At 68.7% G+C, this 20,968-nt stretch carries 18 protein-coding genes; 15 read left to right on the top strand and 3 right to left on the bottom strand.

Annotation, left to right across the window (positions count from 1 at the left end; all coding sequences use genetic code 11):
• The 8 genes from ACOJUJ_RS21060 to nadA form a co-directional block, all read left to right on the top strand.
• Window positions 1-2,447: valine--tRNA ligase (locus tag ACOJUJ_RS21060; protein ID WP_420128881.1), on the top strand; the 2,447-nt coding region annotated here is incomplete at its 5' end.
• Entirely contained in the window at window positions 2,444-3,766 is a 1,323-nt protein-coding gene (locus tag ACOJUJ_RS21055; RefSeq protein ID WP_420128880.1) for an Ig-like domain-containing protein, read from the top strand. The genes ACOJUJ_RS21060 and ACOJUJ_RS21055, both read left to right, overlap by 4 nt.
• A 96-nt stretch (window positions 3,767-3,862) precedes the next feature.
• Window positions 3,863-4,651, top strand: a complete 789-nt coding sequence (locus ACOJUJ_RS21050) for an enoyl-ACP reductase FabI (protein ID WP_420128879.1) — start codon at window positions 3,863-3,865, stop codon at window positions 4,649-4,651.
• A gap of 182 nt (window positions 4,652-4,833) precedes the next feature.
• Entirely contained in the window at window positions 4,834-5,403 is a 570-nt protein-coding gene (locus ACOJUJ_RS21045) for an NYN domain-containing protein (RefSeq protein ID WP_420128878.1), read from the top strand.
• Window positions 5,404-5,418: 15 nt separating this feature from the next.
• Window positions 5,419-5,973, top strand: coding sequence for a D-glycero-alpha-D-manno-heptose-1,7-bisphosphate 7-phosphatase (locus ACOJUJ_RS21040; RefSeq protein ID WP_420128877.1), 555 nt, complete (start codon window positions 5,419-5,421; stop codon window positions 5,971-5,973).
• Between the two features lie 152 nt (window positions 5,974-6,125).
• Complete coding sequence (gene erpA, locus ACOJUJ_RS21035; RefSeq protein ID WP_420128876.1) at window positions 6,126-6,497, top strand: iron-sulfur cluster insertion protein ErpA; 372 nt, start codon at window positions 6,126-6,128, stop codon at window positions 6,495-6,497.
• Window positions 6,498-6,589: 92 nt separating this feature from the next.
• The gene (locus ACOJUJ_RS21030; RefSeq protein WP_420128875.1) at window positions 6,590-6,841 is read left to right on the top strand and encodes a hypothetical protein; all 252 of its coding nucleotides are present in this window, start codon (window positions 6,590-6,592) and stop codon (window positions 6,839-6,841) included.
• A gap of 88 nt (window positions 6,842-6,929) precedes the next feature.
• Entirely contained in the window at window positions 6,930-7,997 is a 1,068-nt protein-coding gene (gene nadA / locus ACOJUJ_RS21025) for a quinolinate synthase NadA (RefSeq protein ID WP_420128882.1), read from the top strand.
• A gap of 368 nt (window positions 7,998-8,365) precedes the next feature.
• On the opposite strand, the gene ACOJUJ_RS21020 is transcribed toward nadA, so the two are convergent.
• From ACOJUJ_RS21020 to ACOJUJ_RS21010, 3 genes are all read right to left on the bottom strand, one after another.
• Window positions 8,366-8,671: a hypothetical protein gene (locus ACOJUJ_RS21020; RefSeq protein ID WP_420128874.1), complete on the bottom strand. Its 306-nt coding sequence runs from the start codon at window positions 8,669-8,671 to the stop codon at window positions 8,366-8,368.
• A gap of 297 nt (window positions 8,672-8,968) precedes the next feature.
• A complete protein-coding gene (locus ACOJUJ_RS21015; protein ID WP_420128873.1) occupies window positions 8,969-9,790 on the bottom strand; it encodes a hypothetical protein in 822 nt (273 codons plus the stop codon).
• Between the two features lie 291 nt (window positions 9,791-10,081).
• Complete coding sequence (locus ACOJUJ_RS21010; protein WP_420128872.1) at window positions 10,082-10,552, bottom strand: hypothetical protein; 471 nt, start codon at window positions 10,550-10,552, stop codon at window positions 10,082-10,084.
• A 121-nt stretch (window positions 10,553-10,673) separates the two neighbouring features.
• Here ACOJUJ_RS21010 and ACOJUJ_RS21005 point away from each other — a divergent pair, with 121 nt between their 5' ends.
• From ACOJUJ_RS21005 to ACOJUJ_RS20975, 7 genes are all read left to right on the top strand, one after another.
• On the top strand, window positions 10,674-12,014 hold the full coding sequence (locus tag ACOJUJ_RS21005; protein WP_420128871.1) for a CCA tRNA nucleotidyltransferase: 1,341 nt from the start codon (window positions 10,674-10,676) through the stop codon (window positions 12,012-12,014).
• Window positions 12,015-12,634: 620 nt separating this feature from the next.
• On the top strand, window positions 12,635-13,276 hold the full coding sequence (locus tag ACOJUJ_RS21000) for an Ig-like domain-containing protein (RefSeq protein WP_420128870.1): 642 nt from the start codon (window positions 12,635-12,637) through the stop codon (window positions 13,274-13,276).
• Window positions 13,277-13,280: 4 nt separating this feature from the next.
• Window positions 13,281-15,380: an Ig-like domain-containing protein gene (locus ACOJUJ_RS20995; protein WP_420128869.1), complete on the top strand. Its 2,100-nt coding sequence runs from the start codon at window positions 13,281-13,283 to the stop codon at window positions 15,378-15,380.
• A gap of 779 nt (window positions 15,381-16,159) precedes the next feature.
• Complete coding sequence (locus ACOJUJ_RS20990; RefSeq protein WP_420128868.1) at window positions 16,160-17,062, top strand: reverse transcriptase domain-containing protein; 903 nt, start codon at window positions 16,160-16,162, stop codon at window positions 17,060-17,062.
• Between the two features lie 8 nt (window positions 17,063-17,070).
• Window positions 17,071-17,553, top strand: coding sequence for a group II intron maturase-specific domain-containing protein (locus ACOJUJ_RS20985; RefSeq protein ID WP_420128867.1), 483 nt, complete (start codon window positions 17,071-17,073; stop codon window positions 17,551-17,553).
• A 543-nt stretch (window positions 17,554-18,096) separates the two neighbouring features.
• Entirely contained in the window at window positions 18,097-18,738 is a 642-nt protein-coding gene (locus tag ACOJUJ_RS20980) for an Ig-like domain-containing protein (protein WP_420128866.1), read from the top strand.
• A 5-nt stretch (window positions 18,739-18,743) separates the two neighbouring features.
• The gene (locus ACOJUJ_RS20975) at window positions 18,744-20,837 is read left to right on the top strand and encodes a hypothetical protein (protein ID WP_420128865.1); all 2,094 of its coding nucleotides are present in this window, start codon (window positions 18,744-18,746) and stop codon (window positions 20,835-20,837) included.
• Window positions 20,838-20,968: the final 131 nt, after the last annotated feature.

Here is a 20,968-nt window from a genome sequence, read left to right as displayed (position 1 = left end):
AGAACGTGGTGGAGCGCCTTCTGGCCAAGGAAGGCAAGACGCGCTTCGACCTGGGGCGCGAGGCGTTCGTGGAGCGGGTGTGGGAGTTCGTGCGCGAGACGGGGGGCGTGATCTTCAAGCAGCTGCGCTCCATCGGCTGCTCGCTGGACTGGAGCCGCACGCGCTTCACCCTGGATCCCGAGCTCTCCGACGCCGTCCGCGAGGTCTTTGTCCGGCTGTACGAAAAGGGGCTGGTCTACCGCGGCAACCGCATCATCAACTGGTGCCCGCGCTGCCTGACCGCGCTCAGCGACGAAGAAGCGGAGCCGGCGGAGCACCCCGGCAAGCTGTGGCACCTGCGCTACCCGCTGGCGGAGGGCGTGGACGCACCCGGCCTGCCGCGGCTGCCGGACGGACGGCCCTACCTGGTCGTGGCCACCACCCGCCCGGAGACCATGCTGGGCGACACCGGCGTGGCCGTGCACCCGGAGGACGAGCGCTTCGCGACGCTGATCGGCGCGGAGATCGACCTGCCGCTGACAGGCCGCCGCATTCCCATCGTAGCCGACACGTACGTGGACCCGGAGTTCGGCTCGGGCGCGGTAAAGATGACTCCCGCGCACGATCCCAACGACTTTGACGTGGCGCAGCGCACGGGCCTTCCCGCGCTGAACGTGATGACGCCCGAAGCGTCGATGAACGACGAGGTGCCCGAGGCGTTCCGAGGGATGGACCGCACCGAGGCGCGCCGCGCCGTGGTCGCGGCGTTCGACGGGCTGGGGCTGCTGGAAAAGGTGGAGGAGCACACCCACGCCGTGCCGCACTGCTACCGCTGCGACACCGTGGTGGAGCCGCGGCTGAGCGAGCAGTGGTTCGTGAGCATGAAGCCGCTCGCCCAGCCCGCGCTGCAGGCGTGGAAGGACGGCGAGCTGCGCTTCCATCCGGAGCGGTTCGGCAAGGTGTACGAGCACTGGATGGAGAACATCCGGGACTGGTGCATCAGCCGCCAGCTGTGGTGGGGCCACCGCATCCCCGTCTGGTACTGCCGGGCGGAGGGATGCGGCGAAACTATCGTTGCCCGTGAAGATCCGACGTCCTGCCCGAAGTGCGGCGGAAGCGCGCTGGAGCAGGATCCGGACGTGCTCGACACCTGGTTCAGCTCGTGGCTGTGGCCGTTCAGCACCATGGGGTGGCCCAACGAGGAGTCGGCGGACCTCAAGGCGTTCTATCCCGGCCACACGCTGGTCACCGCGCCCGAGATCCTGTTCTTCTGGGTCGCCCGGATGGTGATGGCGGGGATCGAGTTCCGCGGCGCCATCCCCTTTCGCGACGTCTATCTGACGGGAACCGTCCGGGACCATCTCGGGCGGAAGATGAGCAAGTCGCTGGGGAACGGCATCGATCCGCTGATCGTGAAGGAGCGGTTTGGCGCCGACGCCATGCGCTACACGGTGATCAGCGGCAGCGGCGCAGCCACCGACCAGTACCTGAACTACGAGAACCTGGAGGAGGCGTTCGGCCCGGGCCGCAACTTCGCCAACAAGCTGTGGAACGCCGGCCGCTTTGCCCTGATGAACCTGGGCGACGGGCCGCGCATTCCGCTGGACGAGGTAAAGGACCACCTGGAGCCGATGGACCGGTGGATCCTGTCGCGCCAGTCGCGGGCCGCGCGCGAGGTGACCGACGCGTTCGAGAAGTTTCGCCTGCAGGAGTGTGCGCTGCGCGGATACGAGTTCTTCTGGGGCGAGCTGGCCGACTGGTACCTGGAGCTGGTAAAGCCGCGCCTGCGCGGCGACATGGGCGAGGACAGCCGCCGCGCGGCGCAGGCCACACTGGCGCAGGCGCTGGACGGGGCCATGCGCATCCTGCACCCGGTGATGCCGTTCATCACCGAGGCCGTGTGGCAAAAGCTGCCCCGCGCCGCGGACGCCGAGGCGTCGCTGATCGTAGCGCGCTGGCCGGAGCCGCGCCCGGAGTGGGAGGACGAGGCGGCGGAGCGGACCATCGAAGAGCTGCAGGCGGTGATCGGCGCCGTGCGCACGCTGCGCGGTGAGTACGGCATTCAGCCCGCCGCCCGCGTGCCGCTGCGCGTAGTGGCGTCGGAGGCGGTGCAGGGGATTCTGGAGGCCAGCCGCCGTGCCCTGCGCGACATGGCGCGGGTGGAGGAGCTGACCTTCGGCTCCGGCAACGGCGAGGTGGGCGCCAGCGCGGTGCTGCGCTCGGGGACGGAGCTGTTCGTGCCGCTGGCGGGGGTCATCGACCTGGACCGCGAGCGCGCCCGTCTGCGCGACGAGCTGGGACGGATCGACGGGCAGATCGGCGGGACGGAGAAGAAGCTGTCGAATGAGAGCTTTGTCTCGCGCGCGCCGGAGAACGTGGTGGCGTACGAGCGCGACAAGCTGGCCTCGCTGCGCGAGCAGCACGCCAAGCTGGCCGAAAAGCTGGCCTCGCTGGAGGGCGCGGCTTGATCCGCCGTCTGGCCTCCCTCGGCGCGGCTGTGCTCGCCGCGGCCGCGCTGGCCGGGGCGCCCGGGTGCGCGCACATCGAGGCGCCGAAGGGCGGCCCGGTGGACAGCATCGCGCCCGTGCTGGTGGCCATCCGCCCGGACACCAACGCCGTGCTGGAGCGCTGGATCGGCCCGGTGGTGTTCGAGTTCGACGAGACGCTGTCCGAAGAGGGTGTGGAGGACGCGGTGACGCTCAGCCCTCGCCTGGGTCCCGTGTCGGTGGACAAGGAGGGGCGCGAGCTTCGCGTGAAGCCCAGGCGCGGGTGGCGGCCGGGGATCATCTACCAGGTAGAGGTGGCGGCCGGGCTGCAGGACCGCTTCAACAACCGGCGCACGGAGCGCGTGCGCCTGGTCTTTTCCACCGGCCCCGCCATCCCCGACACGCGGGCCACGGGAACGGTCACGGAGCGCATCACCGGCCTGGCTTCCGTGCAGGCACGGGTGGACGCCCTGCGGCTGAGCGATTCGCTGGTCTACTCCACGCAGGCGGACAGCTCCGGCCGCTTTGCCTTTCAGCAGATCCCGGAGGGCGAGTACCGGGTGCTGGCGTACCGCGACAACAACCGCAACCGCCGCCCGGACCCGTTCGAGCCGCGCGACTCGGCGGCGATCACGGTGGCCGTGGGGGATACGGCCGCGGCCACGCTGGCCATTCTGCTCCCCGACACCACGCCGCCGCGGGCGGGCTCCGCGCGGATCACGGATGGCTGGGTGGAGGTGCGCTTCGACGATTACCTGGACCCGACGCAGCCGCTGTCCGCCGCGCAGGTGGAGGTGACCGGGCCCGACGGCGCGGTGGCGCTGGCGGAGGTGCGCGTGGGCGCGCCGCCGCAGGCGCGCGACACGGCCGCCGGCGACTCGGTGCCGCCGGCGGCCGGACAGCAGCCGCGCCCGGCGCCGCGCGAGCCGGCCGGGCGTGACACGGCGCGGGCGGATTCGCTGCCGACCGGGCCGCTGCCCTCGCAGTCGCTGTTCGCCCGCCCGGCGGCGCCGCTGCTGCCGGACACCATCTACACGGTCCGCGTGCGCGACGTGCGGAACGTGAACGGCCTGGTGGGTGGCGGCGAGGTGCCGCTGCGCACCCCGCGGCCCGCGCCGCCGCCCAAGACGACCCCCGCCGACTCCGCCGCGGCCGACAGCGCCGGGGCGGAGGTGGAGGCGGAGGAGGACGTGGCGCCGCCCGCAGCCCAGCCGCCGGTGCCGGCCCCCACGCCGCCGGCCCCCGCAGCGCCGCCCCCGCGGGCCATGGCGCTTCCGCCGGGAGCACGGCGCGGGGGCTGATGGAGCGGGCCACGCCCGGAACGTGCAGTCGAGCAGCCGCGGGCCGCCGTCCAGGGCTCACGCGCAACCGAACATCCAACGCAGCGAACGGAGATCATGTCCGAGAACTCGCCGCTCGCCGGTCTGCTGGCGGGTAAGAAGGGCCTCATCGTCGGCGTGGCCAACCAGAACTCCATCGCCTGGGGGTGCGCGCTGGCGCTGCGCGCCGCCGGGATGGAGCTCGCCTTTACCTACCAGGGCGAGGTCATGCGCGACCGTGTCACCCGCACGGTTTCGGACCTGGGCGACGTGCCGCTGTACGACCTGGACGTGCGCGACGACGCGCAAATGGCGTCCATGTTCGACGATCTGCGCGAAAAGTGGGGACGGCTGGACTTTGTGCTCCACTCGGTGGCGTTCGCGCCCAAGCCGGCGATGGCCAACCCGTTCATCGAGACGGCGCGCGAGGACTTTCTGGTGGCGCAGGACATCAGCGCGTACTCGCTGGTGGCGCTGAGCCGCGCCGCCGCCCCGCTGATGCCGGAGGGCGGAAGCATCGTCACCATGACGTACTACGGCTCGCAGAAGGCGGTGCCCGGCTACAACGTGATGGGCGTGGCCAAGGCGTCGCTGGAGGCGTGCGTGCGCTACCTGGCCGTGGACCTGGGGCAGAGGGGAATCCGCATCAACGCGGTGTCGGCCGGGGCCATCAACACGCTGGCGGCGCGCGGCGTGGCGCACTTCCGCGACCTGATGCGCATCACCGCCGAGCGCTCGCCCCTCAAGCGCACGGTGGAGTCGGAGGAGGTGGGCCGCACCTGCCTGTTCCTGGCCAGCGACCTGTCCACCGGCATCACCGGCGAAACCATGTACGTGGATGCCGGCTTCAACATCACCGCCGGGTGAAGTGAACAAAGCGCCCGCAAGGGCTTGACAGCCCGGGGCAGCGATGTAGATTTCGCTGCGCGAACAAGGACGGGCCCACTCCCCTCGGGGTACTGGGTACATAGTTCCGGGGGGGTGTGCACCACACGGTGCACATCCCCTCGTTATTTTGTGCCCGGAACCCTTTTGCGTGCGAATGGCCCATGTCCGAAGCGCCGCGCAAGCTCCGCCTGGAGATCTTTGTCGACGGGACCAACTTTCGCGTTGTTCAACTCGAAGCCGGCATACGAGACCTCGACATTCCCCGGCTGGCGCGGCAGCTTGCCCGAGGCTACGTGCTCGTCAAAATGCGCTACTACACGTCCCCTCTACCCGACAACCAATCACCCGCCTATCGTGGCCAGCATCGTTTTTTCGAGCGTTTGCGTGAAACCAATGCGGTCAAGCTGGTCCTTGGGCGGAATGAACCGCGGCGTGAGAATTTCCACTGCCCTCGCTGTGGGGCGATCTCCACGCAGAGATATCACGTGGAGAAGGAGACGGACGTCAACCTCGCCACCGACATGGTGGTTGGGGCTCACGCCGACCGGTATGACGTGGCGATGCTGGTCGCGGGAGATACGGATTACGTGCCCGCTATCCAGGCCGTGCAGGCGACCGGCCGCAAGGTGATCTGGTGCCACTTTCCCACCCAGGCGCATACGGACCGGCTGCGCCAGGTTTGCGACGGGCAGGTGGTGCTCGACGACAAGTTTCTCCGGACGTGCCACTAACACAGGATCGCCCGAATGCCTGATTCCCTCCGCCCAGCCGTCTTTCTCGACCGCGACGGGACGCTGATCGTGGACCGGCACTACCTGGCCGATCCGGAGGGTGTGGAACTGCTGCCGGGCGCGGGCGAGGCGGTGGCGCGGCTGAACGCGGCGGGCTTCGTTGTCGTTCTGGCGACCAACCAGTCGGGGATCGCGCGCGGGTACTTTACGGAGGCGCAGTACGCCGCGGTGCACGCGCGGCTGGTGCGGGAACTGGCCCAGCACGGGGCGCGGCTGGACGCGGAGTACCACAGCCCCGACTTTGAAGACGGTGGGCCGGATGCGGAGCGCAAGCCGGGCGCGGGAATGTTCCTGCGCGCCGCCCGCGAGCACGGGGTGGACCTGGCGCGCTCGTGGTGGGTGGGCGACCGGCGGCGCGACGTGCAGGCGGCGGGGCGGTTCGGGGCGCGCGGGTTCCTGGTCTGCAGCCCCGAGACGGAGGCCGAGGCGACGGCCGGAATGCCCTTCATCCGCCCCGTGCGGTCGACGGCGCAGGCGGTGGAGATGATCCTGGCGGAGAGCGAAAGCTAGGCAGGGCTTGCCGGGTTGATTATCTTGAATCGGAACCCCTGTTCCCACCCCGCACGGGGCGCGAAACCTGCAGGCCGGGAACGGGTACGCAAGTCGTTAGACAAGGCCAAGATGCGCGATTCGGCGCTTGAACCCTGAGAGCGGGGGAGAACATGCAGGTAGAGACCGCGACCACCCAGACCGAAGCCCCGGCCACCCCCGTGCTGCTTACGGCGACGGCCGCCACCGAGGTTCGCCGCTACATCGAGGAGCAGGGCGCGGCGGAGAGCGCCGGGCTTCGCGTGGGCGTGCTTCCGGGCGGGTGCTCGGGCTTTCAGTACGGGCTCAACATCGAAGACGAGCCCGGTGAGGATGACATGATCCTGGAGTCCGAGGGCATTCGCCTGTTCGTGGACCCCTTCAGCCTGCAGTACCTGAACGGCACCGAGATCGACTACGTGTCGACCTTCCAGGGCTCGGGCTTTACGTTCAACAACCCGAACGCCAGCGGCGGCTGCGGCTGCGGCAGCTCGTTCACCGTCTGAACCGGACGGTCCGGTAGATTTCGGGAGGCCCGCGGAGCGATCCGCGGGCCTTTCTGCGTACCACACCAAGCCAGTCATCCTGAGGAGCGCCCATGCGAAACTTGCAGCTACACAGCCGCTTGCGCGCGGCCGAAGGACCTTCTTTCCGCCTGCGCGAGGCAAGCTCGATCTCGGCGATCCATCCCTGCGATTCGGCCGGCAAGGTCCTTCGGTCGCGGCCATGGATCTTCGATGAAGAAGGTGTTGTGCGGCGGCTCCCTCAGGATGACCGGCTTTGCGATATCGGCTGTTTGCTCCGACGCCGCCTGAGGAAGGCGCAACTCCAGGTTCAGCAACGAGAATGAAACTTCCATACTTGATTTCTCGTCACGATCTTGCGATATTCTCATTTCGAGAATCGTACCCCTCGGCTGGAGGCCGCCCTTGATCCAGATGGTCGATACGCTGCGCTCGCCGCTGGAGTACGCCCGGCTCTCCCGCGAGGAGCTGGCCGAGCGCATCCGGCGCCGCAAGACGGAACTGAACGCGGTGATCCTGGGGCACAACTACCAGCGGGTGGAGATCCAGGAGGTCAGCGACTACCTGGGCGACTCGCTGGGGCTGTCGCAGGAGGCCGCGCGCACCGACGCCGACGTCATCGTCTTCTGCGGCGTGCACTTCATGGCCGAGACGGCCAAGATCCTGTCGCCCGAAAAGCAGGTGCTGATGCCTGACCTGCGTGCTGGCTGCCCCATGGCCGATTTTGTTACGGGCGACGCGCTGCGCCGACTCAAGGCGCGGTACCCGGACGCCGTGGTCGTCGCCTACGTGAACTCGACGGCCGAGGTCAAGGCGGAGAGCGACATCTGCTGCACGAGCGCCAACGCGGTGCAGGTGGTGAACGGTGTTCCGGCGGACCGCACCATCCTCTTTGTCCCCGACCGCAATCTGGCCAAGTACGCGGCGGAAAAGAGCGGCCGCCCGTACGTGGTTGCCGGGCGCGAGGACGGGGCGGTGCAGCCCGGCAGCATCGTGGCCTGGGACGGCTACTGCTACGTGCACGACGACCTGGTGCTGGACGAGCTGGCGGCGGCGAAGAAGAAGCATCCGCGCGCGCTGGTCGTCATCCACCCCGAGGCGCGGGCGGAGCTGCTGGCCCAGGCCGACATGGTGGCCTCGACGGCCAAGATGGTCGACATCGCCGAGGCGAACGACGAGGTGATCTTCGGCACGGAGCGCGGCATCGTGGACCGGCTCAAGGCGCGCTTTCCGGAAAAAACGCTGGTGCCGCTGTCGGGCGCGGCCATCTGCGGCAACATGAAGGTCAACACGCTGGCCAAGCTGGCCTGGTGCCTGGACCACCAGCAGCACGAGCTGGTGCTGGACGAGGACGTGCGCGTGCGCGCCGAGCGCTCGCTGCGCCGCATGCTGGACCTTTCCCCGGCCTCGTTCCTGGCCACGCCGCAGGAGACGGCCCTGGAGGATGAAAGCATTCGCCAGGGGGGCTGCGGCTGCGCCTGATCGATCGATCCGGTTCCCGTGGATGAAGCAACGGCGGCACCCAACGCGGGGTGCCGCCGTTCTTTCTTTCCGCCAGCGGGACAAACCTGCTCGCGGTCAGTCATCCTGAGGGACGCCGCCTTGTGTTTGCCTGTACGAAGGACGTTGGCGCCGACCGAAGGACCTTTCCAGCAGATCCGAGGTGCTGGACACTCCACCCGGAGCATGCCCCTCGCGAGCCGAAAGAAGGTCCTTCGGTCGCGCGCAACCTGTTGTGTGGATTCTGGTTGCCCGTGGTGCGCACCCTCAGGATGACACCGCTTCGCATCGTGTTTCGAGGTTCAGCAACATCCTCCCGCTGCGCCGGTGCCCTTGCCGTCGGGGATCGCTTACGCGCCGCCGGTTTCCTCCAGCAGGATGGTCACTTCGCGGGTGTCGCCCATGCCCTCGACGGCCGGCGTAAGCTGCAGCGCTTCCAGGATGGGTCCCGCGGCGGTGTAGCTTCCGCGCCACGTACCGTCCAGCACCTGCTGGTCGATGCGGATTCCGTCGATGGTGAGCGAAAGCAGCGGGCGCTGGTAGGTGCCGGTCACCGTGATGGGAAGTGTCTCGGGGCTGCGCTTGAGCTTAACCGTGCCGGTGCCGAACACGGTGCCGGCGGGCCCGTCGGTCAGCGTGAAGTTCAGATCCAGCATCGGCGACCTTCCGGTCCATGCCCCCGCCACGGACGCCATCTCATCCTCGGTTGCTTCCGTGAGATCGCGGCCGCAGGCCGCCGCGGCCAGCGCGAGTACGAGGAGCCAGCGAGACGGGGGAATGCGCATGCGACACCTCTGCGGAAGGAAGGGGTTTGGGGATGCGCACCGGTTCCGAACGTCAAACGCCGCCGCGCGAGCCCGATGCGGATACGAGAACGTCCGTCCCGGCGCAAACGGGACAGACGCTTCGGAGTTCAGCGGAACGGGCCGGACATCATCATCCCCCGGTGCGGCTCAGCGGCCGCCGAACTGCTGCACGGCGCTCAGCGTCACGGCGCGGCAGTTGGACTGCGCGGGGGTAAAGCGCGCCCGCAGCAGCCCCGCCTGCACGGCGGTCGTCATCGACCGGTCCGAGCCTTCGAGCACCTGGATGCTGCCGGGCAGGACGCGTCCGGCGGCGTCCACGTCGTACTTCACGGTGACGGGGAGCGGCGGTCCCGCGGGGGGTGCCGTGCTGGGGCGGTTGACGGTCAGCGTGCCCGGCACCACCTGCAGCGGCGACTGCTGCGCGGCAAACCGCACGGCCCCCGCGCCCTCTTCCGGCGCGACGCCAAAGCCGACGACCAGGCGCACGGAGTCCAGCCCGGCGGGGAGCGCGGGAAGGTCCGGGCTTCCCGGCGCGCCCTCGCGGAACAACTCCGGAAGCGTGCGGTCGAAGGCGCGGTCGCCGGAGGGCGCGGTGACGGCGGCCTCGCCCGGGCGGCCGCCCCGGCGCAGCGTCACCTCCACGCGCGCCACGTGGCTGGCGGAGGGCGCCCAGTCGTCGGGCCAGCGCGGCTCGGGCGGCTGCACGCGTTCGCGCAGGCGGCTGAGCCCCGGAAAGCTGGCGCGCCGGCGGCTGGGCGGCTCCCACCGCCGCGCCACCGCGTCGGCCACGGAGCGCGTCCAGGCGGAATCCAGCGCCGTGCCGTCCGCGGCCCTTGCCCAGACGGGATAGCCCTGGAGCGCCGCGGGAACGGGGCACGCGCGCGTCTGGAACGGCGATTCCTGCGCGGCGGCGGACGTCGCGGCGAGCGCGGCGGTGATCGCGAGCAGCGGAAGGGTGCGATGGATCATCATCGGCGGGTGGGCGTGGGATGGACGGAGTGGCGGTCCGAAGCTCGCCGTTGCCGTCTCCATGCGCAAGCCGGAACGGGATGGCGCAGCGAGGCTTGAACAACCTTCCGCGTCGTGTCACAAAAAGCAAAAAGAGGAAGGGTACAGAGGAACAGACAAAAGCCAGAGGTACAGAGGAAATGGTTGTCCTCTGCACCTCTGGCCTTCTCTGTTCCTCGGTACCCCCTCCTCCGTTCGAGGACTCGGCATGAGCAGCGAGTCCGCGGATCGGCTGGAGACAGAAACGATGCGTCAGGCGAGAACGGCCTGGGTTTCGGACGCGTCGGCAAGGGCGGCCGGGTCGATGGCGATGGCGATGGGGCTCACCTCTTCCTCGGCCCAGCTGCGGAAGCAGTCCCAGCCAAACTCGCGCGCCGCGCGTCCCTGGTCGGGAAAGCCGAACCAGTCGGTCCACCCGGCCTGCTCCGCGCGCCACTTGCAGTCCCAGTGAAACTGCACGCGCCGCTCTTCGGTGGTGGTGCGCACGAACAGCTTGCCGCGAAAGTACTCGCACCCCGACACGCCGCGGATCTCGATTGATTCGATGGCGAGGCGCGGATATTCTACCAGCATCTTGGTGAGCGCACGCTCCACCTTTACGCTGGGGCACCCGGGGCTGAATGCGATGCGCTGGCTGGAGCGCCCGTCGCGCAGAAACTGGGTAAGTGCCTCGCGAAACGAGGCCGCGGCGGCGGACCGGTCAAGCAGGTCGGCGATCGTCATTCGTGGCGCGGTGAAGGGTGAGCTTGCGGGGAGGAAACAGAAGATAACGAAACATTAACGTTTCGCCAAGTCGTTGCCCGAATATGCCTTGCGGCCTGGCGCCGCCGTTTCCCGGATCCACGTGAACCAGCCGTTTCACCGCTCCGACCGTCCCGACCTGCACCCGCCGCGGGACGTGCTCTTCATCGCCCAAACGCTGCGCGACGCCGGGTTCGACACCTGGACGGTGGGCGGCGCCGTGCGCGATGCGCTGGCCGGCGGGCAGCCCGGCGACTGGGACCTGACCACCGCCGCCCGCCCGCGCGACGTGCAGCGTCTCTTTCGCCGCACCGTCCCGGTCGGCATCGCGCACGGGACGGTGGGGGTGCTGGGCAAGGACGGGCGCCTGTACGAGGTGACCACCTTTCGCCGCGACGTGGAGACGGACGGCCGCCACGCGCGCGTCATCTTTGCCGACCGGGTGGATGACGACCTGCAGCGCCGCGACTTTACCATCAACGCGGTCGCCTGGCATCCCGTCACCCACGAGCTGCGCGACCCGCACGGCGGGCTGCCGGACCTGCGCGACGGCATCCTGCGCACGGTGGGCGATCCCGCGGAGCGCTTTCGCGAGGACCGGCTGCGCGTCCTCCGCGCCCTGCGCTTTGCCGGCCGCTTTGGCCTGCGCATTCACGCGGCGACGTGGGAGGCGGCGCGGGACTCGGCGCCGGAGCTGGTGCACCTGTCCTCGGAGCGCGTCCGCGAGGAGCTGCTCAAGGTGCTGCGGCAGGTGGATCCGCCCTCCCTCTCCCTGCGCCTGTACGAGGGGTGCGGCGCGCTGGCGCACCTGTATCCCGAACTGCAGGCGTGCGTGGGCGCGGCGGATGGGAACGCGGACGTGTGGACGCACCTGCTGCGCGTCGTCGACGATGTTCCAACGCATCGCACCGCCCTGCGCCTGGCCGCGCTGCTGCACGACGTGGGCAAGGCGGCCGATCCATCGGACCACGCGTCCACGGGCGGCGCGCTGGCGCACCGGCTGATGAAGCGCCTCAAGTTCTCCAACGCGGAGATCGACCGGGCCGTGCACCTGGTGGCGCAGCACTCCGCCTTTCCCGCGTCCGACGCGCCGGAGCCGGAGCTGCGCCGCTGGCTGCGCCGCATCGGCCGAGAATACGTGAACGACCTCTTTCGCCTGCGCATCGCCGATCTGCGCGCGCGCGCGGCGGACGATTCGCGGCTGGCGGAAACCAACCGGCTGTGGCGGCGTGTCCGTGGCGAACTGTCCCGCGCGGCGCCGCTGGAGATCGGCGACCTGGCGATCGGCGGGGCGGAGCTGCGGGCGCTGGGCATCCCCCCCGGCCCGCTTTACGGCGAGATCCTGCGCGACCTGCTGGAGCGCGTCACCGAGAACCCCGCGCTCAACGACCGCGAGACGCTGATGGGGATGATCGCCCAGCGGGTTTCGCCCGCGGCGGAGTAGGCCGCAGGGAGGGTGATGATTCCCTTCACTACCAAGGCGAGTCATCCTGAGGGAGCGCACCACGGGTAAACAGAATTACCACAACCGCTTGCGCGCGACCGAAGGACCTTCTTTCCGCCACCGAGGGGCAAGCTCTTCTGCCCGAATCCAGCCTCACGGTTAGGCCGGCAAGTTCCTTCGGTCGCCGCCAATCATCCCGCAAACTCATGGGATTGCGCTGCGGATCCCTCAGGATGACTGAGGTGCGACGTGGCTACAACACCGCTGCGGCGGGCGATGAGCGGGTAAACCCGCTGCTGGGAAAGCGATAAGCCCCGTCCCGCGAGCTGGCGCGCGCGGGACGGGGCTTCAACCGCAAGTCCTGTCCGGACCGCGGCGGCGACGATGAAGGTGGGGCAGACACGCCCCAATGCGCACCTCCGGAGCAACCGACCACATCATTTCAGCGCGGGTGAAACGCGCCTTCTCTCCAGGTGTCTGCTGGGCTCAAGCGCCAATGCTTGCCGACTGCTACGTCGATCGGTAGCTTGTTTTCGGACATACGTTGCTCCCCATGGGCGCCCTGCCCGGACCGGCATCTTCTCCGTCCTTCCCCCTCATTTTGATCCGTGGAGCACACCATGCGGCAGATTTCCATTGCGGCCATCGCCGCACTGTTTCTCGCGCTTGCCGGCTGCGAGCCGGGGCGCGTCACGCAGCCCCAGAACGGCACCCTCTCCGTCGAGGTAAACGTCGCCAGCGCCACCATCGCGGCGCTCACGCTGGAGGTGACCGGCCCCGGCATCACCGAGCCGTTGATGGCCAACCTGGCCCTCTCGGGGGCGACGGCGTCCACCAGCATCGAGGTGCCCGCCGGCGCCGACCGCCGCTTTGTGGTCAAGGGCTACGACGCCGCGGGGATCCTGATCTACCAGGGTGAAAAGACCTCGTCCGTGCAGTCGGGACAGGCGCTTTCGCTGGCCATCACCCTGTCGGCGCTCACCAGCGGCGCGACGGTGACCGTGACCGTGGGCGGCGTGACCGTCACGCTTACCCCCGGCGCCACGCAGCTGCCGGTGGGGGGGACGACGAACTACACCGCGGCCGCCAGCGACAACGGCGTGGCCGTCGTCAATCCGCAGATCAGCTGGGCGTCCAGTGTGCCCACCATTGCGTCGGTGAGCGCCACCGGCACCGTGACCGCGCACGCCCCGGGCACCGCCCGGATCGTGGCGACGTTCCGCGGCGTGGCGGCCGGAGCCGAGATCACGGTGCAGGAGTAGTCGCATGCGACGTCATTTTCTTGCGAGCATCCTGGCCGGCGCGCTGCTGCTGCTGGCCGGGTGCATGGACTCGCCCGTGGACACCGAAGGCGTCCCTGAAGGGCACGCCCGGCTGGTGCTGAACGCCACGGCCTCCCTCTCCGCCGCCACGCTGGTGGTGGAGGTGACGGGCCCCGGCATCGGCGAGCCGCTGGTCTTCAACCTTCCCGTGGTGGACGGAATCGCCAGCGGGAGCGTGGACGTACCCGTGGGATCCAGCCGCGTGTTCGCCGGGCGCCTGTACGACGCGGGCGGAACGGAGACGCACCGGGGCCAGGTGACGACCGCCGTGCGTCCCGGCGCCAACGACGCCGTCTCGCTGCGCCTGGAGCCGCTGAACGGCGAGCAGCCCGTCGACGTGGTCATCTCCAGCTACACCGTCGAGATCGTGCCGCTGGCCGCGCCCATCATGGTGGGACGCAACGCCCAGATCCAGGCGATCGTGCGCGACGCGGACAACAACGTGGTGCCCGACGCGAAGGTTGTGTGGGGTGTGACCACGCCCGGCATCGCGCGCATCGGGCCCAGCGGGCTGCTGGAGGTCACGGGCGTGGGTCCCATTACCGTGGTGGGCATCTACGGCGGCGCCGCCGCCACGCTGGCCACCGAGGGGTTGTCGGTGGCCGCGTTCCAGGAGAACCGGCTGCGCGAGTCGTACCGGCGCTGGTGGAACACCGAGACGCAGGTGGGCTCCGCGGGGATGATGCTGAGCGTGCAGTCGTTCCAGCACAGCGCGTGGGCTTCCAATTGGGGGATGTACCTGTACTCGGAGTACCCGCGCACGGCCATCCAGAACGATCCGGCCCAGCAGTACTATCCCTTCTGGTCCAGCGCCTGGACGGGGAGCTACGACGGCATCGCCGCGCTGCGCGAGGGCTTCGAGGCGGGCGGGGCATGGCCCAACGCGCGGGCCGAGGCGTTTGCCAGCTTCATGCTGGGCCTGCACCTGGGGAACATCGCCCTGCTCTTTGACCAGGGGCTGATCGTAAACGAGTCGCAGGACCCGGCGACGGCGCAGCTGCGGCCGTACAACGAGGTGATGGCCACCGCCATCGCCCACCTGAACGAGGCAAGGGCGCTCTCGCTGCAGGGCGGCTTCACCATCCCCGCCGAGTGGACGTCCACGGCCATGACCAGCGACCAGCTGGCCCGGCTGGCTTCGTCGTTCAAGGCACGCTTTCGCGCCAACGTGGCCCGTACTCCGGCCGAGCGGGCGGCGGTGAACTGGGCGCAGGTGATCACCGAGGCCAACAACGGGATCTTCAGCGACTTCGCCATGGAGATCGACTGGGCCGACTGGGAGCACTACGCCGGCTACTACATGACGCTGGAGGCCAGCGGCTGGTCGCAGCTGCACTACCAGTACCTGGGGATGGCCGACCAGTCCGGCAACTACCAGACCTGGATCAACCTTCCCGTGGCCGATCGCCATCCCGTGCTTCCCGGTGGCGCGCCGTTCCTCATCGTCACGCCCGACAACCGCTTTGCGCAGGGCGCCACCCTGGGGCAGCAGCGGGTGAGCCCGGGACGGTACTATTACGCTCCCAACAACAACCCCGTCTGGGGGCAGCCCACGCGCGGTTCCCATCGATGGTCGTTCTACGCGGACCAGCGGTTCCGTTCGTGGCGCACCACCAGCGGTTCGTTTACCTGGTTTCCCCGCAGGGAGCTGGACCTGCTGATGGCGGAGGGCTACTTCCGGCTGGGCGACCTTGGCCAGACCGCCATGCGTGTCAACTCCAGCCGCACGCTGGCCGGGCTGAACGCGACCAACCCCGGCGGCTCCAACACCAGCTGCGTGCCCAAACTGCCCAGCGGGGAGTGCGGCGGCCTGTTCGAGATGCTGAAGTGGGAGTACCGCCTGGAGACGCAGTTTCAGGGGATGTTCGGCGCGCCGTGGTACTTTCTGGCGCGCGGCTGGGGCGACGACTACCGCGGCACGCAGCGGCAGCTCCCGGTGCCCTGCGGCGTGCTGCAGACGCGCGGGCTGGCGTGCTACACGCTCGGCGGCGTGGGCGGGAACAGCGCCTCGCCGGGCAGCTTTTACGCCTGGCCGTTCGAGTGATCCCGCGGCCGCCGCCCGGCTGATACCGGATCCCCCAATTCGTTGTGAACCCGGAGTTTTACTGCCGGGTTCACGCGGAGACGCGGAGGGCGCGGAGGACGCGGAGAACAGCACGCTTTCTCCGCGCCTCGGCGTCCTCTGTGTGAACTCCAGTTGTAGAAACCGGAGCGACGGCAAATTCGCAGAAACGGTATGATGTGATCCCGAATCCGCAAAAAGATTTGGCACGCAGAGGAAGCAGAGGAAGCAGAGAAAAGCGGTGATTTACCAGGCAGTTCTCTGCTTCCTCTGCTCCCTCTGGTGCGTCAGGCCAAGCCTGACCTCTCTTGTGAACTGAAAGGAGTTCACCATGTGAAATGCCTGTGATACATGTAGCCAAACAGGCGGGGTAACCGGGCAACCGGATCCCTGAAGCACCTGTGCGGCGCACGGTGCGAGCCGTAGCGAAAGCGAACCTGGTTCAGCCTCGTTACGCTACCGAGAGTGGCCAGCCTTTCAGAGATGGTGAAGCCAGCACTGGCGGGGAAGACACAGGCATGTGCACCCGTCGGGCTCTCCGGGGTGGTAGGGGACGGCGCGTACCGAGAGAGGGGTCGAGGAACCTGAGAAGGCCCGGCGTGCCGGGGTCGTGCCCCAGGGTGCGGCTGGGAATGCATAACCAGCTGGTGCTGCACGGCCGGGCTGCGGATGGGTCCGTAGTAGCGGGGAAGCGGGGTAACTCCCGTGGAGCGAAGGGGCCCTGCCCGTGGGACGCGGAGTCAGAAACGAGGAGAGACCGCTTGCGTCACGACGCCACTACGGGAGAAGGGGATGACCTGCCGGAGGCCTTTCGGGTCAACGGCAAGCGTCTGCCCCTGAAGCTCTTCACGCTGAGACAGAAGCTCTACCAGAAGGCGAAGCGAGAGCCGAAGTTCCGGTTTTACGCCCTGTACGACCGGATCTACAGGCAAGACGTGCTTGAGGCGGCCTGGGCCCAGGTTGCCGATAACGACGGCAAGCCGGGGGTGGACGGAGTGTCGATCGAGCAGATCGAAAACTCACCCGGGGGGCCGGACGCACTGGTGGCGGAACTGCACCAGTCGCTGAAGGCGAAGACGTACCGACCTCAAGCGGTGCGGCGCGTGTACATCCCCAAACCGGACGGCAGGATGAGGCCGCTCGGCATTCCGACGGTCCGTGACCGGGTGGTGCAAACGGCAGCGAAGCTGATCCTGGAGCCCATCTTCGAAGCGGATTTCCTGGAATGCTCGCACGGCTACCGGCCGAAACGCAGCGCGAAGGATGCGCTGGGGCAGATCGAATCCAATCTGCGGGCGGGGTACACGGCGGTCTATGACGCGGACCTGCAAGCCTACTTCGACACGATCCCGCACGACAAGCTGATGAAGGCGGTCGAGCGGCGGGTGGCGGACCGGTCGGTCCTCTCCCTGATCCACATGTGGCTGGGTGCACCTGTGGAAGATCGTGACGAGAGCGGCCGGCGGACGGTGAGCCGGTCGAAACAGGGAACGCCGCAGGGCGGGGTGATCTCGCCGCTGCTGGCCAACCTGTATCTCCACTGGTTCGATACGGTGTTCTACCGGCACGGGCCGGGCCGCTGGGTCGATGCCCGTCTGGTCCGCTATGCGGATGACTTCGTGATCATGGGCGCCACGTCGGGGCCGGGATCGCGCGGTGGGTAGAGCAGACGGTGGAAGGATGGCTTGGCCTGACGATCAACCGGGACAAGACCCGGGTGGTGAGCGTAACCCGGCAGAGCGGGGAAAGCCTGGACTTCGTGGGCTACACCTTCCGCTACGACCGGGACCGACACGGAAGAGGGCACCGCTACCTGGCGGCGTTCCCCTCGGACAAGGCGGTGGCGCGTTGCAGGGAGCGGACGCGGGAGTTGGTCGGCAAGAAGCAGTGCTTCATGCCCCTGGACGAACTGGTGAGGGAAGTGAACCAGTCGTTGGAAGGCTGGAAGAACTACTTCGGCTACGGCTACCCGCGCCGTGCCTATCGAAAGGTGAACGCGTTCGTGATCGCACGCTTGACGACGCACCTCAGACGTAGGAGCCAGCGCGCCTGCCGGCCACCGGCAGGGATGACCTACTACGGCTTCCTGACCCAGCGGCTTGGGCTGAAGCTTCTGCAGGCCAACGCGCGCAACTCTCCGATAGCCGACTGGTGAAACCCACGAGGGAGAGCCGGATGCGGGAAATCCGTACGTCCGGTTCGAGGAGGGGCGTCCAGGGCGGGTGCAGCTAACCCACCCTGGCGTCTACTCTACCGTGAGAACCTGCAGTGGGAATAATGAGCGTATTTGCGGATTCGGTTGTGAGATAGATCGGGCCACGGAAGGGCGGGAAGAACCAGGGGGACGCGGATGAAACTTCCATCCGAGTCCTCTCGTTTTTACTCCACGACCTCCGTGTGATTGTTTTTGGACGGCGAACGGGAGCCCGGCAGGATCGCCGGGGAGTGGAAGGGCGGTGCGGGAACGCAATTCAGCCGGTGCCGTGAGTGACGGCGATCGCACGGCAAGGTCCAACGGTGCTCCTGATGCGCCGCGCAGGCCCGCGCGGCGTTGGGCGGATCCATCCTTGTGGCAAGAAAATGCTTGCCCACGACGACGCGGCGGCGTAGTTTGTTGTGTACTACCGATGTTTCCCACGGGTCCCCCGCCCGGAAGTATCTCTTTCGTCCTCCCCCATCTGCTGATTCCCGGAGCATCATGCGGCACATTTCCATTGCGGCCATCGCCGTACTGTTTCTCGCGCTCGCCGGCTGCGAGCCGGGGCGCGTCACGCAGCCCCAGAACGGCACGCTCTCCGTACAGGTGAACGTCGCCAGCGCCACCATCGCGGGACTCACGCTGGAGGTGACCGGCCCCGGCATCACCGAGCCGCTGCTGGCCAACCTTACCCTTTCGGGCGCGACGGCGTCCACCAGCATCGAGGTGCCCGCCGGCGCAGCCCGCCGCTTTGTGGTCAAGGGCTACGACGCCGCGGGGATCCTGGTCTACCAGGGCGAAAAGACTTCGGCCGTGCAGCCGGGACAGGCGCTGTCGCTGGCCATCACCCTGTCGGCGCTCACCAGCGGCGCGACGGTGACCGTGACCGTGGGCGCGGTGACCGTCACGCTCACCCCGGGTGCCACGCAGCTCGCCGTGGGCGCTACCTCGAACTACACCGCGTCGGCCAGCGACAACGGCGTCGCCGTCGTCAATCCGCAGATCAGCTGGGCGTCCACCGTGCCCACCATTGCGTCGGTAAGTGCCACCGGCACCGTGACCGCGCACGCCCCGGGCACCGCCCGGATCGTGGCGACCTTCCGCGGCGTGGCGGCCGGGGCCGAGATCACGGTGCAGGAGTAAGTCGCGTGCGACGTAATTTCCTTGCCGGCATCCTGGCCGCGGCGCTGCTGCTGCTGGCCGGCTGCATGGACTCGCCCGTGGAGTCGGAGGGCGTTCCCAGGGGGCACGCCCGGCTCGCGCTGAACGCCGTGGCCTCCATCTCCTCCGCCACGCTGGTGGTGGAGGTGACGGGCCCCGGCATCGGCGAGCCGCTGGTCTTCAACCTCCCCGTCGTCGAGGGCGTCGCCAGCGGCAGCCTGGACGTGCCGGTGGGATCGAGCCGCGTGTTCTCGGCCCGCCTGTACGACGCGGGCGGTACGGAAACGCACCGGGGCCAGGTGACGACGGCCGTGCACCCGGGCGCCAACGACGCCATCGCGCTGCGCCTGGAGCCGCTCAACGGCCAGGAGCCCGTCGACGTGGTCATCTCCAGCTACACCATCTCCATCGTGCAGCCCTCCGCGCCGGGCGTCATCGGGCGTCCGCTGCAGATGCAGGCCGTGGTGAGGGACGCCGACGGCAACGTGGTGCCCGACGCGAAGGTGATCTGGGCCGTGACCGTTCCCCAACACGCCCGCATCAGCCCCGCGGGGCTGCTGGAGTTCAGCGTCGACGGGTACACGGACGTCGTGGCCGTGTACGGCGGGGTCGCGGCCAGCGTGCAGGTGGAGGGAATGTCCCCGGCACGGTTCGCGAACGACCGGCTGCGCACGTCGTTCGAGCGCTGGTGGAACGCGGAGACCGGCACCAATGCCTTCATGCTGAGCGTGCAGTCTTTTCAGCACAGCGCGACCGCCGGAAACTGGGGTGCGTACCTGTATTCGGAGTACCCGCGAACCGCCATCATCAACGACCCGTCCCACCCCAACTACGGGGACTGGTCCAGGGCCTGGACGCTGAGCTACGAAGGCATCGCCGCGCTGCGCGAAGGCCGCCAGGCGGTGGGCCAGTGGCCGGACCTGCCGGCCAGGGCGTTTTCGGAGTTCATGCTGGGCCTGCACCTGGGCAACGTGGCCCTGCTGTACGACCAGGGACTGGTGATCGACGACACCCAGGACCCGGCCACGGCGGAGCTGCGCCCGTACGCCCAGGTGATGGCCGCCGCCGTCGCGCACCTGGACCAGGCCATCGCGCTTACGCAGCAGGGCAGCTTTACCCTGCCGGGCGAGTGGATGTACCGGTACGTCAGCAGCGAAGAGCTGCGGCAGCTGGCCTACTCCGTCCGGGCGCGGTTCCGCGCGAACGTGGCCCGCACGCCGCAGGAGCGGGCGGTGGTGAACTGGGCGCAGGTGATCGCGGATGCCGGCAACGGGATCACCAGCGACTTCACCGTCGACATCGGCAACGACCGGTTCAGCGACATCCGCTACTTCATGACCTGGGAGTCGGCGTTTTCGCAGCTGCAGTACCAGTACCTGGGGATGGCCGACCAGTCCGGCAGGTACCAGACGTGGATCAACCTCCCCGTCGCCAACCGGCACCCCGTGCTTCCCGGCGGCGAGTCCTTCGCCATCATCACGCCCGACAACCGCTTTCCGCAGGGCGCGACCATCCAGGCGCAGCGGGCAAGCCCGGGCCGGTACTACCAGGCCACGCCGTTCACGTACTGGACCCGGCCGGAGCGCGGCACCCACCGCTGGTCGTACTACGGCGACGAGCGGTTCCGCCTCTGGCGCAACGGAAACTTTGGCGGCTACGTGTTCCCGTGGTTCACCCGCGAGGAGCTGGACCTGCTGCGGGCCGAGGGTTACCTGCGCACCGGCAACCTGGCGCAGACCGCCAGCCTGGTGAACGCCACCCGCGTGCCGTCGGGGCTGAACGCTACCGACGCGGCCGGGCTGAACACCAGCTGTGTGCCCAAGCTCCCCAACGGCACCTGCGGCAACCTGTTCGAGATGCTGAAGTGGGAGTTCCGCCTTGAAACGCAGTACCAGGGGCTGCTCAGCGCGCCGTGGTACTTTCTGGGCCGGGGCTGGGGCGACCACTACCGCGGCACGCAGCTGCAGCTTCCCGTGCCGTGCGGCGTGCTGCAGGCGCGCGGGGAAACGTGCTACACGCTGGGCGGCGTGGGCGGGAACAGCGCTTCGCCGGGCAGCGCATACGCCTGGCCCTTCGAGTGATCCCGCGGCGGCCGCCCGCCTGAATCGGAACGGATTCACGCGGAGGGGCAGGGAGTGGACGCGGATTAATCTGTAAAACGCGTCCACGTCCGGCCCACCCCCACGCTCCCACCTTTCTACCCCCCAACCAC

The organism is Longimicrobium sp., from assembly GCF_048594345.1.
Taxonomy (GTDB): Bacteria; Gemmatimonadota; Gemmatimonadetes; order Longimicrobiales; family Longimicrobiaceae; genus Longimicrobium.
The sequence above is the reverse complement of the archived record's forward strand: the minus strand, read 5'-3'. Positions and strand labels throughout refer to the sequence as shown.

Bases quoted from the DNA above. Each gene is read 5' to 3' on its own strand.
- ACOJUJ_RS21050 (WP_420128879.1), top strand. From the start codon at position 3,863: ATGTCCGAGAACTCGCCGCTCGCCGGTCTGCTGGCGGGTAAGAAGGGC.
- ACOJUJ_RS21045 (WP_420128878.1), top strand. From the start codon at position 4,834: ATGTCCGAAGCGCCGCGCAAGCTCCGCCTGGAGATCTTTGTCGACGGG.
- ACOJUJ_RS21040 (WP_420128877.1), top strand. From the start codon at position 5,419: ATGCCTGATTCCCTCCGCCCAGCCGTCTTTCTCGACCGCGACGGGACG.
- erpA (WP_420128876.1), top strand. From the start codon at position 6,126: ATGCAGGTAGAGACCGCGACCACCCAGACCGAAGCCCCGGCCACCCCC.
- ACOJUJ_RS21030 (WP_420128875.1), top strand. From the start codon at position 6,590: ATGCGAAACTTGCAGCTACACAGCCGCTTGCGCGCGGCCGAAGGACCT.
- nadA (WP_420128882.1), top strand. From the start codon at position 6,930: ATGGTCGATACGCTGCGCTCGCCGCTGGAGTACGCCCGGCTCTCCCGC.
- ACOJUJ_RS21020 (WP_420128874.1), bottom strand. From the start codon at position 8,671: ATGCTGGATCTGAACTTCACGCTGACCGACGGGCCCGCCGGCACCGTG.
- ACOJUJ_RS21015 (WP_420128873.1), bottom strand. From the start codon at position 9,790: ATGATCCATCGCACCCTTCCGCTGCTCGCGATCACCGCCGCGCTCGCC.
- ACOJUJ_RS21010 (WP_420128872.1), bottom strand. From the start codon at position 10,552: ATGACGATCGCCGACCTGCTTGACCGGTCCGCCGCCGCGGCCTCGTTT.
- ACOJUJ_RS21000 (WP_420128870.1), top strand. From the start codon at position 12,635: ATGCGGCAGATTTCCATTGCGGCCATCGCCGCACTGTTTCTCGCGCTT.
- ACOJUJ_RS20995 (WP_420128869.1), top strand. From the start codon at position 13,281: ATGCGACGTCATTTTCTTGCGAGCATCCTGGCCGGCGCGCTGCTGCTG.
- ACOJUJ_RS20980 (WP_420128866.1), top strand. From the start codon at position 18,097: ATGCGGCACATTTCCATTGCGGCCATCGCCGTACTGTTTCTCGCGCTC.